Source organism: Streptomyces radicis (assembly GCF_003626575.1).
GTDB classification, from domain to species: domain Bacteria; phylum Actinomycetota; class Actinomycetes; order Streptomycetales; family Streptomycetaceae; genus Streptomyces; species Streptomyces radicis.
On the sequence record NZ_RBDY01000004.1, the window covers coordinates 319904 to 336197 of the forward strand.

Sequence of the window (16294 nt, forward strand, 5' to 3'; positions counted from 1 at the left end):
GGAGGGCCGGGAGCATGACTCACCCGCCTACCGCACCGCCCGCGTCCCCGCCGGGCGGGCAGGCCGCCACGGCCCACGCGCCGTGGCCCGCCCCTGCCACGCCACCCGCGGCCACCCCACCCGCGCCGCCCGAGCCGCCGCGCCGCAGCGCGTTCGCCGAGGGCGCCGCCCAGCTGCGGGCCGCGGCCCGCACCGAGCCCGGCAGGCTGCGGATCGTCGGGGCCGCCGTCGCCGGGCTGCTCCTGCTGTTCGGCGCGCTCACGTTCTACGAGATCACCGACCGGGCCGACGCCGCGCGGACCGTGGAGGACAGCAGCCAGCCGCTCAGCGCCGACGCCGCGGAGATATACCGCTCGCTCGCCGACGCCAACACCACGGCCGCCGTCGGCTTCCTCGCCGGGGCCGACGAGGACCCGGCCGTGCGCGAGCGGTACGAGCGGGACATCGACAACGCCGCGCGGCTGCTCGCCTCGGCCGCCGCGCACAGCTCCGACTCGGCCAGCGCGCGCCAGTACATCGAGACGCTCACCGAGGAGCTGCCGTTCTACACGGGCCTCGTGGAGACCGCCCGCACCAACAACCGGCAGGGCCTCCCGCTCGGCGGCGCCTATCTGCGCTATGCCGACCAGCGGATGCAGGACACGCTGCTGACCGCGGCCGAGGAGCTGTACGAGCTGGAGACCCGCAGGTTCGAGAGCGACCTGGCGCAGGCCAGGGACCGGCCGTGGCTGGCGCTCGGCGCGGGCACGCTCGCCCTGGCCGCGCTCGCATGGGCCCAGCGGCGGCACTATCTGCGCACCAACCGCGTGTTCAACCCCGGCCTTGTCGCCGCCACAGCGGCCGCGGCCGTGCTGCTCGTGTGGCTGGCCGGGGCGCACGTCATGGCGCGCGGCGCGCTCAGCGACGCCGACGAGAACGCCGCGCAGTCCCTCAGCGCGCTCAACGGCGCCTGGACGGAGGCGCTCAAGGCGCGCGGCGACGAGAGCATGACGCTGGTCACGCGCGGCGCGGGCAGCGAGTTCGAGGACAGCTACACGACCCACATGGACGCCCTCGCCGCCGAGCGCGGCGGCCTGCTGCCGAGGGCAGGTGAGCTGGCCGAGGACGCCGAGGGCAGGACCCCGGTGGACGCGGCCGTCGCGGCCACCGAGGAGTGGCAGGAACGTCACAGCGTGGCAAGGGAGTTGGAGACGGCAGGCGCGTACGACGACGCGGTGGAGGCCGTCATCGGCGTCGAGCGGCCCGAGGAGTCGACCGGCGAGAGCTTCGACCGCGTCGACGCCTCGCTCGCCGAGGCGGTTGAGCACGAGCAGCGGGAGTTCACGCGCGCCGCGGCCGACGGGCACGGCGCGCTCGGCGGGTTGACCGCGGGGGCGGTGCTCCTCGCGCTGCTCGCGGCCCTCGGTACGGTGCTCGGCATCGCGCGCCGCCTGTCGGAGTACCGGTGAGGACCCCGTGAGAGCGCGGAGGGACCCGTGAGAGCGCGGAGGGAGCGGACGGTGCCGAGGACCACGAAGCGTTCGAGAGCCGGGAGCCGGGGGCGTTCGCGCGACGCCCGGGCCCTGCTGCTGGCCGCGGGGGGCCTCGCGTTGGCGGGCGCCGTGCTCGCGGGCTCGCTGCCCGACGGCACCGACGGCCACCGCAAGGCGGGCAAGCACGCCGTCGCCGAGCCCGCGGACGAGCACGGGGTGGGCACGGTCGCCGAGCGCGAGACGTGCGACGACGGCAGGGACGCCGCGGAGAGCTACCCCGCCGAGCGCGTCGAGGGCTCGGCGGTGGAGGAGATCCAGGACCGGGGCCAGCTGATCGTCGGCATCGACCAGAACAGCTATCTGTGGGGGTACCGCACCCCCGACACCGGCGAGATCGTCGGCTTCGACATCGACCTGGTCGAGGCGATCGCCGAGGACCTGCTCGACACCCCCGACCCCGACATCGTCTTCCGCGCCATCCCCACGAGCGAGCGGATCAACGCCCTCCAGGACGGCGCCGTCGACATGGTGGTGCGCGCGATGTCCATCACGTGCGAGCGATGGGAGCACGTGGCGTTCTCCACCGCCTACTTCGAGACGGGCCAGCAGCTCCTCGCCCCGCGGAACTCCCCGATAGACGGCTTCGACGCGTCGATGGCCGGGCAGCGCGTGTGCAGCGCGGAGGGCTCGACGGCCGCCGAGCTGCTCGCCAGGGAGAGCAACGGAGCCGATCTCGTGACCGCGCCGAACCATCTGGACTGCCTCGTTCAGGTGCAGTTGGGCGAGGCCGACGCGCTCATGACCGACGCCGCGCTGGGCGCCGGGCACGTGGCCCAGGACCCGTCGATGGAGCTGATCGGCGAGCCGCTGACCGAGGAGTCCTACGGCGTGGCGTTCAACGCCGAGGCCACCGACCTGGTCGCGTGGGTCAACGCCGTGCTGGAGGATTACCGCGAGGGCGGCGCACAGAGCCGTTGGACGGCCGCCGCCGAGGCGCGCCTCGAGGGCTATCTCTACGGCGAGAACGAGCCGCCCCCGAGCCCGCCCGAGCCGCTCTACCGGAACTGACCGGTGATCAACGACCCGTTCGGGGAAGGGATCCGGCAGGCGGTGGCAGGAGCGAGACGAGATGGCGACTGAGGGGAGAGCGATGGCCCCGGATTCCGGCGGGAAAGTGCTGAGCCGCGAGGAGGTGGACCGCGCCCTGGCGCGGCTGGGTGCCGAGCACGAGGCGATCGAGTCCTCCCTGCTCGCGCTCCAGGACCACGCGGGCCGCAGACTGCTGGAGGGCGCCGAGCTCGCGGGCGTCACCCGGGACAGGTGGGCGGTGGCCGAGGAGACCGTCACCCGGCTCTGGTCGTACTTCGACACGTGCACCGAGGCGTTGGAGACGGCGCGCGAGGTGCGGGCGCGGCGCCGCAACCCCGGCCGCGACGACCTGCTCCAGCTGAGCATGCTGCTCGACGGCGCGAACCTCACGGTCGCGGGCGAGGGAGGGCGGCTCGCCGAGCACCTGAGCTGGGCCGAGCTGGTCGAGCGGATGAACGCCGGGTACGCGGCCGTGCTCGACATGGTCGTCTCGGCGGACTCCGTGTGGTCAGCGCTGCCCGCGCGGATAGACCTGCTGGCCGCCGAGTTGCACCGGTTGCGCGAGCTGGCGCACTCCGTGGGCGTGCGCCCCGGCGCGCACCCGGCGGGGGACGATCTGCACCGGGTGACCGGCGAGTTGACGGCGCTGCGGGCCGAGGTGATCGCCGATCCGCTGGCGTTCTGGGTCCCGGCGGGCGGCAGCAGCGCGCCGGGCGGCGGGCGCCCCGAGACGTCGCGCTACGACGCGGCGGCGCGCGCCATCGACGACATCAGGCGCGAGGTCGACGCGGTGATCGGGGTGCGCAAGGACGCCGAGGACCGGCTGATCCGGCTGCGCGACGTGCTCTCCCGCGCCGACCGCACGCTCGCCGAGGCGCGCACGGCGCGCGGCGAGGTGCTCGCCAAGATCGCCGCCTCCGAGGTGCCCGCGGTGAGCGGCCCCTCGAGCGCGCTGCACGAGCAGCTCGCCACCGCGGCCGACTACCGCAGGCGCTCGCAGTGGCACCGGCTCTCGCCGCTGCTCGAGTCGTTGGAGCAGCGCGCCGAGGAGGAGCTGCAACGGGCCCGCGACTCGCTGTCCGCGGTGACCGCGCCGCTGGCCGTCCGCGCGGAGCTGCGCGGCAGGCTCGACGCGTACAAGGCGAAGGCCGCCCGGCTGGGGAAGGCCGAGGAGCCGATGCTGGTGGAGCGTTACGACGTGGCGCGCCGCCTGCTGTGGACCGCGCCGTGCGACCTGCGGGCCGCCGAGCAGGCCGTGCTGCGGTACCAGCGGGCGGCCGCCGAGGTGCTGGTCCCCGACCCCGGGCCCGTCGATCGGAGGAGCGACCGGTGAGCCGGACGGCGACCAGGACGTGTCAACGGCCCGACTGCGACGGCGCGTACGAGGACGTGGGCGCGGGCGAGCTGTACTGCGACACGTGCGGCCTCGCGCCCGTGGTCTCGCCCGAGGGCATGATCGGCGTGGCCACGACCGGGATGACGGGCGCGGCGCGCGGCTCCCGTGGCTCGGGCTCGCCCGGCTCGGGCGGCTCGGGCGGCCCCGAGGGCTCGGGCACCGGCTCCGACAGCTCGGGCTCGTCGCTCGGCTCGGGCCGCTCCAGCGTGTCGTCGCGTTCGCAGTTCTCCCGCCGCTCGGTGTCGGGGCGGCTCTCGCGCGCGGGCACGGGCGGGATCGGGGGGCGTTCGGTCTCGGTGCGCTCGTCGCGTTCGAGCACCAGCACATCGGCCCGTTCGCGGCTCGGCGTCGGCCTGGTGTCGGTGCCCCAGGTGCCGCGGCCCGACCCGCTCTCGGCCGTTCTGGAGAACCCCGAGGTGCCCGAGCGGAAGCGGTTCTGCGGGAACAGCGACTGCGGCGGCGCCGTGGGCCGTTCGCGCGGCGGGCGTCCCGGGCGCACCGAGGGCTTCTGCACCAAGTGCGGCCACCCGTACTCGTTCATCCCCAAGCTCCAGCCTGGCGACGTGGTCAGGGACCAGTACGAGATCGCGGGCTGCCTCGCGCACGGCGGCCTCGGCTGGATCTATCTGGCGATCGACCGCGCGGTGTCGGACCGCTGGGTCGTGCTCAAGGGCCTGCTCGACACGGGCGACGAGGACGCCATGGCGGCGGCGATCTCCGAGCGGCGGTTCCTGGCGGAGATCGAGCACTCGAGCATCGTCCGCATCTACAACTTCGTGGAGCACCTCGACCGGCGCACCGGCTCGATGGACGGCTACATCGTGATGGAGTACGTCGGCGGCAAGTCGCTCAAGGAGATCGCCAACGCGCGCCGCGCCCCCGACGGGCGCCGCGACCCGCTGCCGGTCGAGCAGGCGTGCGCGTACGGGATCGAGGCGCTCGACGCGCTCGGCTACCTGCACAGCAGGAACGTCCTGTACTGCGACTTCAAGGTGGACAACGCCATCCAGCAGGACGACCAGCTCAAGCTCATCGACATGGGCGCGGTCCGGCGGATGGACGACCACGAGTCGGCGATCTACGGCACGGTGGGGTACCAGGCGCCCGAGGTCGCGGAGATCGGCCCCTCGGTGGCCTCCGACCTGTACACGGTGGCCCGCACGCTCGCGGTGCTGACGTTCGACTTCCAGGGCTACACGACGGTGTACGCCGACAGCCTGCCCGAGCCGGAGCACATCGAGGTCTTCCGGCGGTACGAGTCGTTCTACCGGCTGCTGGTGCGGGCCACCGACCCGGATCCGCGGCGGCGGTTCGCCTCGGCTCAGGAGATGGCCGAGCAGCTGACCGGGGTGCTGCGGGAGATCGTGGCGATGAGCAGCGGGCAGCCGCAGCCCGCGCTCTCGCAGTTGTTCGGGCCCGAGCTGCGGGTCGTGGACACGGAGTTGGTGCCGCGCCCGAGGGGTCCGGTGTCGCTGCTCGGCGAACGCCCGCGTGGGCGCCGGCGCGCGGCCCGCGCCGCACGCCCTCCGGCGCTCGCGCCCGCCCCCGCCACTCCGGGCACGCCGGTGGCGGGCGCCGTCGGCCCGCCCCCCGGGGCGCCGCCACCGCCCGCGCCGCCACCGCCCGCGCTGCCGCCGTCCGTGCAGGGGCCGCCCGTTCACTCGTCGGCGCCGGGGACCGTTCCGCCGGACCTGCGGGGCATCGTGCTCGCGCTGCCGGTGCCCCGCGTCGACCCGGCCGACCCCAACGCGGGCTTTCTCGCGGGCCTCATGGCGACCTCGCCCGCCGACCTGGTGGTGGCGCTGCGCTCGGCCCCGACCGACTCGGTGGAGCGCAGGGTGCGCGAGCTGCGGGCGTATCTGGAGATGCCGGGCGAGGCCGCGGCGCTGGCCGCGGGGGACGCGCTCGCGGACCTGACCGAGCGCCACTCCGCCGACTGGCGCGTGGTCTGGTACCGGGGCCTGGCCGCGCTGGCCGGGCGCGACCTGGAGACGGCGGCGCTGGCGTTCGACGCGGTCTTCGACGCGTTCCCCGGCGAGGTGGCGCCCAAGCTGGCGCTCGCGGTGTGCGCCGAGGTGCTCGACCAGCTGGACAACGCCGCCGACTACTACGAGCTGGTGTGGACGACCGACCCCAGCCATGTCAGCGCGGGCTTCGGCCTGGCCCGCGTGCGGCTCGCCGCCGGGGACAGGGCGCGCGCGGTGGCGGCCCTCGAGTCGGTGCCCGAGACCTCGGCCCACTGGACGGCCGCGCGCGTGGCGGCGGTCAGGGCCAGGCTGCGCGGGCGGGCGCCCACCGACGACCTGCTGCCCGACCTGCTCGCGGCGGGCGAACAGGTGGCGCGTTTGCGAGGCGCCGGGCTGGAACCGTGGCTGGGCGAACAGCTGTCCTGTGAAGTGCTGGGTTCCGCGCTGGACTGGGTATTGTCCCAACCCCCCGGTCAGTTCCAGCGGCAAACGGACCCCCAGCGGACACTCCTGGGCGCCCCCCTGGACGAGACCGGTATCAGGCTCGGGCTTGAACGCTCCTACCGGCGCCTCGCCCGGCTCGCGCAGACCAGCAGTGAACGGACCGAACTGGTGGAGGCGGCGAATCGCTTCCGCCCGAGGACATGGGTGTGACAATGCCGCAGCTCGACCAACTCTCCGCCTGTCCCGGCTGCGGTGAGCCGCTGGAGGACGACGATCGCTTCTGCGGCGTCTGCGGTACCGACCTGCGCAGCGCCTCCCGCGAGGCCGCGCCCCCGCCGTCGCCCGCCGCCGCGCCCCCGGCGGCACCGGCGCCCGCGCCCGCGCCACCCGTTCCGCCCGCGCCCCCCGGATACCCGGTGCCCCCCTCGGCCGCGCCGGCGCCCGCGTCGCCGCCCGCGCACGAGCCCGCGCCGCACGCCGGGCGCACACCCACCGAGCCTGACTTCACGCTCCCGCCCCCGTTGCGCGCCGACGCCGAGGAGCTGCCGCCGCCCTCGGGCCCCCCGGTGTCCCCCGCGCCGCCCCCGCCCCCCGGCGCGGCACCGGCCGAGCAGCCACCCCAACCGCCGTATGCGCAGCCGCAGTCCGCGCAACCGCGGTCCGCGCCGCGCGCCCCCGCCGCGCGCCCCGACCCGCGCATCGCCCACGACGGCGCGCCCACCGCGGCCGACCGCCCGCTGTGCGCCGTGTGCGGCCAGGGCCAGGTCGACCCCGACGGGTACTGCGTCGAGTGCGGGCGCGCCCAGCCCGACGACCGCGACCACGTCGAGCGCGCGCTCGGCGGCGTCGCCGCGGTCAGCGACCTCGGCCTGCGCCACCACCGCAACGAGGACGCGTTCACCGTTTCCGCCACCGCCCTGTCCGACGGCTCGCCCGCCGTGCTCGCGGTGGTGTGCGACGGCGTCTCCTCGTCCTCGCGCCCGCACGAGGCGTCCGCCACCGCGGCCGAGGCAGCGCTCGAGTCGCTGCTGGCCGCGCTGCCGCGCGGCGTCGGCGGCCAGCGCGCGATGCACGACGCCCTGCACGCCGCCGCGACCGCCGTCGCCGCGCTCGCCGAGACCGGCGAGCAGGAGCCGGGCCGCAACGCGCCCGCCTGCACGATCGTCTCCGCCGTCACCACGGGCCAGACGCTCACCGTGGGCTGGATCGGCGACAGCCGCGCCTACTGGGTGCCCGAGGAGGAGGGCGCCGCGCCCGCCCGGCTGACGCAGGACGACTCGTGGGCCGCCCAGATGGTGGCCGCGGGGCTGCTCAGCGAGGCCGAGGCGATGGCCGACCACCGGGCGCACGCCATCACGGCGTGGCTCGGCGCCGACGCCCAGGAGATCGACCCGCACACCCGCTCGTTCGAGCCCGACCGGCCAGGCGTGGTCATCGTGTGCACCGACGGCCTGTGGAACTACGCCGAGACCGCCGACGAGATGGCCCGCATCGTCCCGGCGAAGGCGCGTTCGGCCCCGCTGCCGAGCGCCCAGCACCTGGTGCGCCACGCCCTCGAATCGGGCGGCCACGACAACGTGACGGTCGCCGTCATCCCGTTCCCGACCGAGCCCGACCGGGCAGAGACGGCCTGAGCCGCGGCCGTTCACCCGCTTCCCCGCCCTGGCACGACAGGACGCCGCAGAAGGGCCCCTCAGCATGGCCGACTTCGTCAAATCGCACGTGCCGCACTTCTCGATCGAGGTGTACCAGAACGAGTACCTCCCGCAGGACGCGCGGGAGGTGAACGCCATCGTCACCGTCACCGCGACCGGCAGCGGCGGCCGGGCCCTGGCCCCCGCCGAGCCCGCGGACGGGCCGCGCGCCGCCGTGGTGATCATGGTGGACTGCTCGGGCTCCATGGACTACCCGCCCGCGAAGATGCGGGGCGCCAAGGCCGCCACCGACGCGGCGATCGACACGCTGCGCGACGGCGTGGCGTTCGCCGTGGTCGCGGGCACGCACAAGGCCGTCGAGGTCTACCCGGGCGACGGGCGGCTCGCGATCGCCGACGCCGCGACCAGGGCCGCGGCCAAGGGCGCTCTGCGCGCGTTGAACGCCGCGGGCGGCACCGCGATAGGCACCTGGCTCAGGCTCGCCGAGCGCCTGCTCGCCGCGTCCCCCGCGCCCATCCGCCACGGCATCCTGCTGACCGACGGGCGCAACGAGCACGAGGAGCCCGAGGAGTTGCGGGCCGCGCTCGACGCGTGCGCGGGCCGCTTCACATGTGACGCGCGTGGCGTGGGCACCGACTGGGAGGTCGCCGAGGTCACGGGCATCGCGTCGGCGCTGCTCGGCACCGCCGACATCGTCGCCGAACCCGAGGGCCTGGCCGCCGACTTCACCGCCATGATGGAGGCGGCGATGGGCAAGGAGATCGGCGACGTCTGCCTGCGCCTGTGGACGCCGCAGGGCGCGGAGGTCGGCTTCGTCAAGCAGGTCGCGCCCACCGTCGAGGACCTGACGGGCCGCCGCGCCGAGTCGCCGCCCCGCTCGGGCGACTACCCCACCGGGTCGTGGGGCGACGAGTCACGCGACTACCACGTGTGCGTGCGCGTCCCCGCCGTGGGCGTGGGCCACGAGATGCTGGCGGCCCGGGTCGCGCTGGTCGTCCGCGAGCCCACCGCGCCCGCGGGGCCGCCCGCGACCGTGCTCGGCCAGGGCCTGGTGCGGGCGGTGTGGACGGACGACCTGGCCGCCGCGACCGCGATCAACGCGCAGGTCGCGCACTACACGGGCCAGGCCGAGCTGGCCCGGACGATCCAGGAGGGGCTGGCCTCCCGCAAGCGCGGCGACGAGGCCGGGGCAACGGCCAAGCTGGGCCGCGCGGTTCAGCTGGCGCACTTCTCCGGGAACGCCGAGACCGCCACACTGCTCGCGAAGGTGGTGGACGTGGAGGACGCGGCGGAAGGTACTGTTCGACTCAAAGCCGGGGTCACCCAGGCGGACGAGATGACACTGGAGACGCGGTCGACGAAGACCGTGCGAGTGAAGAAGAAGCCGATCGCGAACGACGAGTCCACAAGACCCTAGGGACCGAGGGGGAGGCAGTAAGGATGCCGACTTGCCCGAACGGCCACCACTCGGTGGCCGAGGACTGGTGCGAGGTGTGCGGCCACCGCATGCTCACCCCCGCCGCGCCGATGCCACCCGCCCCGCCCGGCTACCCCTCGCCGCCCGGGGGCTCCCCCGGCGCCCCGCCGCCGTTCCCAGGCCAGGGCGGCCCGCCCCCAGGGCCCCCGGGCTACCCGGGAGGGTCAGGGCCTTCGACCGCGCCGATCCCGCAGGTCCAGCCGTATCCGCAGGGCGAGTTGTGCCCGCAGTGCCGCACCCCGCGCGAGGCGCAGGCGCCGTTCTGCGAGGGCTGCCGCTACAACTTCCTGACCAACTCCCCCACCACCTACATACCTCCCGTGCCCCCCGGCGGTGGCCCCCCGGCGCACGACCCGCACCAGGCCTACCCCCCGCCCGCCCCCGCGCCGGCGCACGCGCCGCCCCCGCAGCCGAGCGGCGACTGGGTGCTCCCGCCGCCGGGCGGGCCCCAGGGCGGCCCGCCGCCGTTCCCCGGCCAGGGCGGCCCGCCCGGCTATCCGCAGCAGGGCGCGGGCTGGCTGGTCACCGTGGGCCCCGACCCCGAGTACTTCACGGCGATGATGCGGCGCTCCGGGCCCGAGGCCGCGCAGTTGACGCTCCCGACGTACGCGCCCGAGCAGCGCGTGCAGCTCTCGGGCCCCCAGGTCACGATCGGCCGCCGCCGCCAGTCCACGGGCGAGTCCCCCGACATCGACCTGTCGCAGCCCCCCGAGGACCCCGGCGTCTCGCACAAGCACGCCATCCTCGTCCAGCAGCCCGACGGCGGCTGGGCCGTGGTCGACCAGGACTCGACCAACGGCACGACGGTCAACGGCGCCGAGGACCCGATCCAGCCCTATGTGCCGGTCACGCTCCACGAGGGCGACCGTGTCCACATCGGTGCGTGGACGACGCTGACCCTTTATCGCGGCTGACACCCCACCCGGCACTACTATCACCCGGGTGACTGATAACACCGCTGCAATCGCGGTCGATGGACTGCGCAAGCGGTACGGGGACGTATCCGCCGTGGACGGAGTGACCTTCGAGGTCGAGCGGGGGGAGTTCTACGGGATCCTCGGCCCCAACGGCGCGGGCAAGACGACCACGTTGGAGATCGTCGAGGGGCTGCGCGAGCCCGACGAGGGCACCGCGCTGCTCCTCGGCGAGCCCTCGTGGCCGCGCAAGCCGGAGCTGCTGCGCCGGATAGGCGTCCAGCTCCAGGCGTCGGCGTTCTTCGAGAAGCTCACGGCCCGCGAGCAGATACACACCTTCGCCGCCCTCTACGGCGTCTCCGCCGACCGCGCCGACGCCATGCTCGAGACCGTCGGGCTGACCGAGAAGAAGGACGTCCGCGACGACAAGCTCTCCGGCGGCCAGGCGCAGCGCCTCTCGATCGCCTGCGCGCTGGTCCACGACCCCGAGCTGGTGTTCCTCGACGAGCCCACCACGGGGCTCGACCCACAGGCCCGCCGCAACCTGTGGGACCTGCTGCGCGGGATCAACTCCACGGGCCGCACGGTCGTCCTGACCACGCACTACATGGACGAGGCGGAGCTGCTCTGCGACCGCGTCGCGATCATGGACGCCGGGCGGATCCTCCGCGTCGGCCCGCCCGCCGACCTCGTCAGGGAGCTGGGCGTGGACACCCTGGAGGACGTCTTCCTCCAGCTCACCGGACGGGAGTACCGCGAATGAGCGCGTTCAGGAGCCTGTCGCGGGCGATGGTCCTCGGCCTGCTGCGGGACCGCACGGCCGTCTTCTTCATGCTGATCTTCCCGCTGATGTTCCTCGCGCTGTTCGGGGCGCTGTTCCAGGACTCGGGCGTGCCGCGCTCCAGCGTGGTGCAGATCGGGAACGTCGCGGTGCTCGACGACATGCCCGAGGAGCAACGCGCCGCGCTGGGCGACGCGTTGGAGGTCACCAGGTCGGGTGACAGGGCACGGGCGATCGAGCAGGTCAGCGACGGCGACGTGGACGCGGTGGTCTGGGAGGAGGACGGGCGGGTCCAGCTGCGCTACTCCGCCGCGGACGCCGCCCGCGCGGGCACGGTCCAGGGCCTGATGCAGTCGATCGTGCAGAGCGCCAACGTCGAGGCGACGGGCCAGGAGCCCGCGTTCACGCTGACCACGGACCGGGTGGAGGATCGTTCCGTCAAGGCGATCCAGTTCCTGACGCCAGGGCTGCTCGGCTGGGCGGTGGCGATGGGCGCGTCGTTCATGTCGGCGTTCACGCTCGTCAACTGGCGCAAGAGGCGGATCCTGCGACGCCTGTGGCTGGCGCCGATCAAGCCGAGCACGGTCATCAGCGCCCGGATCGGCGTGAGCCTGGCGCTGGCGTTCGTGCAGGTCGCGATCTTCCTGGCGATCGCGACGATCCCGTTCTACGGCCTCCAGCTGACCGGCTCGTGGTGGCTGTCCATCCCGCTGGTCGCCTGCGGCACGCTGGCGTTCATGTCGATCGGCCTGCTGATCGGCGCGTGGGCCAACTCCGACGAGGCGGCCAACGGCGCGCTCCAGGTGGTCATCATGCCGATGGCGTTCCTGTCGGGCTCGTTCTTCCCGACGGACGAGATGCCGGGCTGGCTGAACGCGATCTCGACGGTGCTGCCGCTGAAGCACCTCAACGAGGCGATGATGGACGTCCTCTCCCGCGGCGAGAGCTGGGGAGCGGCGCTCCCCGTGATGGGCGCCCTGCTGCTCTTCGCCGCGGTGGTGACGGCGATAGCGGCCCGCCTGTTCCGCTGGGACACGGCTTAGCCTGCGGCTCGCCAGCAGCACGGCGCCTGCCGCGGGCAACGGGTCGGCGCGGGCGCGGGTGTCGCGCCGCAGCGCGAGGCGCCTGCCGCGGGCAACAGGCCCGCGCGGGCGCGGGTGTCCCGCCCACAGCACGACGCCTGCCGCGGGCAAGAGCCCCGCGCGGGCGCAGGGCGCAAACCCGGCGCGCAACAGGTCGACGCGGGCGCGGGTGTCGCGCCACAGCGCGACGCCTGCGGCGGGCAAGAGGGCCGCGCGGGCGCGGGCGCGGGGCGCAGACCCGGCGCGCAACGCGTCGACGCGGGCGGGGGTGTCGCGCCGCAGCGCGAGGCGCCTGCCGCGGGCAACAGGCCCGCTCGGGCGCGGGTGTCCCGCGCACAGCGCGTCGCCTGCGGCGGGCAAGAGCCCCGCGCGGGCGCGGGGCGCAGACCCGGCGCGCAGCGGGTCGGCGCGGGCGCGGGTGTCGCGCCACAGCGCGAGGCGCCTGTGGCGCGGCGCGAAGCGCCACAGGATGCGCGGGGCGGCACCCCGGCACGCCACGCCGGGACCCGCGCACAGCGCGGCGCCTGCGGCGAGAAGCGGGCCCGCCCGAGCACGGATGCCGCGCACGCGGCGCGGCGCTCGCAGCGCCGGAAATTCCGTGCGGGCACAGATGTTCCGCGCCCAGCATGACGCCTGCGGCGCGCAGCACGCGGCGCGGAGCGCCGAACGATGCGCGGGGGGCAACCCCGGTGCGCAGCATGGGCGTTCCGCACGGAACGAGGCACCTACGGCAGGCAGCGGCCCCGCGCGAAGCGCGGGTGTTCCGCGCGAAGCGCCGGAAAGGGCGGGCGGGTGGGGCAAAAACCTGGCGCGCAGCGCCCGGCGAACCCAGCGGAGCGCCAACGTTCCGCGCGAAGCGCCGGAAAGGGCGGGCGGGTGGGGCAAAAACCTGGCGCGCAGCGCCCGGCGAACCCAGCGGAGCGCCAACGTTCCGCGCGAAGCGCCGGAAAAGGGCGGGCGGGTGGGCGAAAAGACCCGGCGCGCAGCGCCGGCGTGCCACAACCGCCCGCTCAGCCGGGCGCGTTCACCATCGACGCCGCCGCGTACACCAGGTAGTTCCACAGCTCGCGCTCGTGCTCGGGCGCCAGCCCGAGGCCGTCGACCGCGTCGCGCATGTGCCGCAGCCACGCGTCGTGGGCCGCGCGGTTCACCTCGAACGGCGCGTGCCGCATCCGCAGCCGCGGGTGGCCGCGGGTCTCGCCGTAGGTGCGCGGCCCGCCCCAGTACTGGATCAGGAACAGCGCGAGACGCTCCTCCGCGGGCCCGAGGTCCTCCTCGGGGTACATCGGCCGCAGCAACGGGTCATCGGCCACACCCTCGTAGAAGCGGCGGACGAGCTTCCTGAAGGTCTCCTCGCCCCCGACCTGCTCATAGAACGACTGCTGCTCGGTCACCCCTCCATGGTCGCAGACCCGCCAGGGCGCTCCCCCGGCCGGTCGCGTCACCCTCCCGCAACCTCCCCGTCCCCCGCGGGCCGCCTGCCCGCCGCCCCGCTGTCGTACCGTCCGCCCCATGCCGGTCCAGGAGTACCGCCGCCGCCGAAGAACGCCCGCCCTCTCCTGGTTCGCGATCCTCACCACCGTCGCGTGGGCCGTGCTGTCCACCGCGCCCGCGTCGGGGGCGGGTTCGCCGCCCGAGCCCCCGGCCTCGCCCGAGCCCGCGATCTCCACGCCGTTCGCGCACCACGACGAGGGCTACGCGTGCTACCGCATCCCCGCCCTGGTCACCACGCCGCGCGGCACGTTGCTCGCGTTCGCCGAGGCCCGGGTCACCGACTGCTCGGACGTCGGCAACATCGACCTGGTCGTCAAGCGGTCCACGGACGGCGGCCGCACGTGGGACGCGATGACCGTGCTGCGCGGCAAGGGCACCCGCGGCGGCTACGGCAACCCCGTGCCCGTCGTCGACGAGGTCAGCGGCCGGGTGTCGCTGCTGTACGCGTACAACGCGTGGACCTCGGAGGACGGCGAGCGCAGACGCGGCTCCCGCAGCCTGCACAGCATGTACAGCGGCGACGACGGGCTGACCTGGACGCCCGGCGGGGTGCTGGGGCCGCTCAAGCCGGTGGACTGGACGTGGGTGTCGTTCGGTCCTGGGCACGGCGTGCAGCTGCGCCGGGGGGCGCACGCCGGGCGCCTGATCGTGCCCGGCGACCACGACACCGCCGACGGGCGCTCGGGCGCGCAGCTGTACTACAGCGACGACGGCGGCATGACGTGGCACCTCGGGGCGGTGTACGACGTGCCGGACGACGAGCCGCACCCGGGCGAGCTGACGGTGGTCGAGCTGGTCGACGGCTCGCTCTACGTCAACGCCCGCACCACCGACCTCGACAGCACGAGCCACTACCGGCTCGCCGGGCACAGCGCGGACGGAGGGCTGACGTTCACCCGGGAGGGGTTCGCGCCCGTGGCCGGGCTCGCCGCGCCGCCGGTCTCCGCGTCGCTGCTGCGGCTGCGCGCCACGGACGAGGGGGATCCGCGCAACCGGCTGCTGCTTTCGGCGCCCGCGAGGCCCGTTCCGCAGATCGCCACGCGCCGCAGGACGATGACGATCCGCACGTCCTACGACGAGGGCCGCACGTGGCAGTCGACGGCGTCGTCGATCAACTTCGCGCGGGCGGGCTACTCGGACCTGACCGAGCTGATCACGGGCGAGATAGGGCTGCTCTACGAGACGGGCGGCAAGAGCCCGCACGGGACGGTGAAGTTCACGGCGTTCACGGTCGCCTCGCTCGACGGCGGTGTGCCGCGGCACGACTTCTGCCCGGCGCCGCGGCCCTCGGGCGGCAGCTCGTTCTGGGGGGCGGCGGACCGCGGTCCCGGGGTGGTGCGCGCCGCGGCGACCGTCAACCGGCGCACGCCGTCCACGCTCCCCCGCAGCTCGCCGATCCGCCGCCCGCCGCCCGGCTAGGGACTCAGGCCCTTCGCCCGGTCAACGGCGTGACGCCGAGGCCCGGGGTCCCGCCCTCGCGGCGGACCACCGTGGCGCCGAGCGGGGTGCGAAGGCGCAGCCAGGGGCCGCCGGTGAGCAGGCCGACCGGCGCGTCGGCGCGCAGGAAGCCCAGCGCGTGCGCCGCGTGCACGGCGCGCAGCGGGAGCGGGGTGCCGGGCAGGCGCCGTGACCAGATCTCCTCGGCGAGCGCGTCGAGCGCCGCGCGCGTGCGCTCGGCCTCGGGCAGCCGCTCGGTCCGCCGCCTGAACTCCGCGACCACCGCGGCCGCGGCCTCCCGCACGGTCGCGTGCGGCAGCTCGGCCAGCGGCCGCCAGCCGCCGCGCGGCGGCAGCAGCCCGGCCCATGAGGGGCCGGTCACGGGCTCGGGCACGGTGAACGCGCCGCCCTCGTCGTCGATGGCCTCGAGCAGCGCGCCCGCCGAGACGGTGACGTCGAGCGTGGCGGGGGCCGAGAGCCTGCTCGGCCACACGGCGAGCACGTCGAAGCGCGCGGGCCGCGTGAAGACGGCGACCACCCCGTCGTCGGCCTGGAGCCTGGCCGCCGCCGCCCTGTCCCAGCGGAGCTGCCTGCCGAGGAACGCCGCGAGGCCGCCCGCCTCCCCCGGCTCGGCGAACTCGAGGCGTCGCCGCGCGGTCATGAGGGAACGGGGCTCCCCGCGGCGTCGTCCCCGTACTTCTCGAGGAACGTCCGCTCGGCGGCGGTCAGTCGGCGGGGGCGGGCGCGTTCGAGGTCGTAGGGGACGATGACGGTGGAGGCGCGGGCATAGACCGTTTCGCCGTCCTTCACCTCATAGCCGACCGTGGCCGAGGCGGCACCGATCTTGATCACCCAGACGTCGATCGTGACCGGCTCCTGCCGGTGGACGAGCGGCTTGAGGTAGTCGATCTCGTGCCGCGCCACCACGGAGCCGCCGGTGAACGCGTCGGCCGACGCCTCCCGCGCCAGCCGGAAGAAGAACTCTATGCGAGCCTCCTCCAGATAGCGCAGGAAGACGACGTTGTTCACGTGGCCGAAGGCGTCCATGTCGGACCAGCGCAGCGCGCACCGGTAGATGTGGCGCAC

The 16294-nt window shown here is 75.0% G+C and carries 13 protein-coding genes; 10 read left to right on the top strand and 3 right to left on the bottom strand.

Annotated features, from left to right (window positions below; all coding sequences use genetic code 11):
- Positions 1-14: 14 nt before the first annotated feature.
- The 9 genes from D7318_RS09045 to D7318_RS09080 all read left to right on the top strand — a co-directional run bounded on the left by D7318_RS09045 (position 15) and on the right by D7318_RS09080 (position 12238).
- Entirely contained in the window at positions 15-1448 is a 1434-nt protein-coding gene (locus tag D7318_RS09045) for a hypothetical protein (protein ID WP_120696345.1), read from the top strand.
- A gap of 51 nt (positions 1449-1499) precedes the next feature.
- Positions 1500-2540: a glutamate ABC transporter substrate-binding protein gene (locus tag D7318_RS09050; RefSeq protein ID WP_230423548.1), complete on the top strand. Its 1041-nt coding sequence runs from the start codon at positions 1500-1502 to the stop codon at positions 2538-2540.
- Positions 2541-2622: 82 nt separating this feature from the next.
- Positions 2623-3894: a coiled-coil domain-containing protein gene (locus D7318_RS33815; protein WP_230423549.1), complete on the top strand. Its 1272-nt coding sequence runs from the start codon at positions 2623-2625 to the stop codon at positions 3892-3894.
- Positions 3891-6578, top strand: a complete 2688-nt coding sequence (locus D7318_RS09055; RefSeq protein WP_230423550.1) for a serine/threonine-protein kinase — start codon at positions 3891-3893, stop codon at positions 6576-6578. Before D7318_RS33815 ends, D7318_RS09055 begins: the two co-directional genes overlap by 4 nt.
- 2 nt (positions 6579-6580) lie before the next feature.
- A complete protein-coding gene (locus D7318_RS09060) occupies positions 6581-8002 on the top strand; it encodes a protein phosphatase 2C domain-containing protein (protein ID WP_120696347.1) in 1422 nt (473 codons plus the stop codon).
- A 64-nt stretch (positions 8003-8066) separates the two neighbouring features.
- A complete protein-coding gene (locus D7318_RS09065) occupies positions 8067-9440 on the top strand; it encodes a vWA domain-containing protein (RefSeq protein WP_120696348.1) in 1374 nt (457 codons plus the stop codon).
- Positions 9441-9463: 23 nt separating this feature from the next.
- Positions 9464-10414: an FHA domain-containing protein gene (locus tag D7318_RS09070; protein WP_120696349.1), complete on the top strand. Its 951-nt coding sequence runs from the start codon at positions 9464-9466 to the stop codon at positions 10412-10414.
- A 28-nt stretch (positions 10415-10442) separates the two neighbouring features.
- The gene (locus D7318_RS09075; protein ID WP_120696350.1) at positions 10443-11177 is read left to right on the top strand and encodes an ABC transporter ATP-binding protein; all 735 of its coding nucleotides are present in this window, start codon (positions 10443-10445) and stop codon (positions 11175-11177) included.
- Positions 11174-12238, top strand: a complete 1065-nt coding sequence (locus D7318_RS09080; protein ID WP_120696351.1) for an ABC transporter permease — start codon at positions 11174-11176, stop codon at positions 12236-12238. The genes D7318_RS09075 and D7318_RS09080 overlap by 4 nt, the downstream gene beginning before the upstream one ends.
- 1049 nt (positions 12239-13287) lie before the next feature.
- On the opposite strand, the gene D7318_RS09085 is transcribed toward D7318_RS09080, so the two are convergent.
- Positions 13288-13671, bottom strand: coding sequence for a globin (locus D7318_RS09085; RefSeq protein ID WP_230423552.1), 384 nt, complete (start codon positions 13669-13671; stop codon positions 13288-13290).
- 118 nt (positions 13672-13789) lie between these two features.
- Between D7318_RS09085 and D7318_RS09090 the strand changes: the two genes are divergently transcribed.
- Entirely contained in the window at positions 13790-15190 is a 1401-nt protein-coding gene (locus tag D7318_RS09090; RefSeq protein WP_120696353.1) for a sialidase family protein, read from the top strand.
- A 4-nt stretch (positions 15191-15194) separates the two neighbouring features.
- Here D7318_RS09090 and D7318_RS09095 read toward each other — a convergent pair whose 3' ends face one another.
- The gene (locus D7318_RS09095) at positions 15195-15869 is read right to left on the bottom strand and encodes a hypothetical protein (protein ID WP_120696354.1); all 675 of its coding nucleotides are present in this window, start codon (positions 15867-15869) and stop codon (positions 15195-15197) included.
- Entirely contained in the window at positions 15866-16294 is a 429-nt protein-coding gene (locus D7318_RS09100; protein WP_120696355.1) for an acyl-CoA thioesterase, read from the bottom strand. The genes D7318_RS09095 and D7318_RS09100 overlap by 4 nt, the downstream gene beginning before the upstream one ends.

Coding starts and splice junctions, on each gene's coding strand:
- D7318_RS09045 (WP_120696345.1), top strand. CDS start 15: ATGACTCACCCGCCTACCGCACCGCCCGCGTCCCCGCCGGGCGGGCAG.
- D7318_RS33815 (WP_230423549.1), top strand. CDS start 2,623: ATGGCCCCGGATTCCGGCGGGAAAGTGCTGAGCCGCGAGGAGGTGGAC.
- D7318_RS09060 (WP_120696347.1), top strand. CDS start 6,581: ATGCCGCAGCTCGACCAACTCTCCGCCTGTCCCGGCTGCGGTGAGCCG.
- D7318_RS09065 (WP_120696348.1), top strand. CDS start 8,067: ATGGCCGACTTCGTCAAATCGCACGTGCCGCACTTCTCGATCGAGGTG.
- D7318_RS09070 (WP_120696349.1), top strand. CDS start 9,464: ATGCCGACTTGCCCGAACGGCCACCACTCGGTGGCCGAGGACTGGTGC.
- D7318_RS09080 (WP_120696351.1), top strand. CDS start 11,174: ATGAGCGCGTTCAGGAGCCTGTCGCGGGCGATGGTCCTCGGCCTGCTG.
- D7318_RS09090 (WP_120696353.1), top strand. CDS start 13,790: ATGCCGGTCCAGGAGTACCGCCGCCGCCGAAGAACGCCCGCCCTCTCC.
- D7318_RS09095 (WP_120696354.1), bottom strand. CDS start 15,869: ATGACCGCGCGGCGACGCCTCGAGTTCGCCGAGCCGGGGGAGGCGGGC.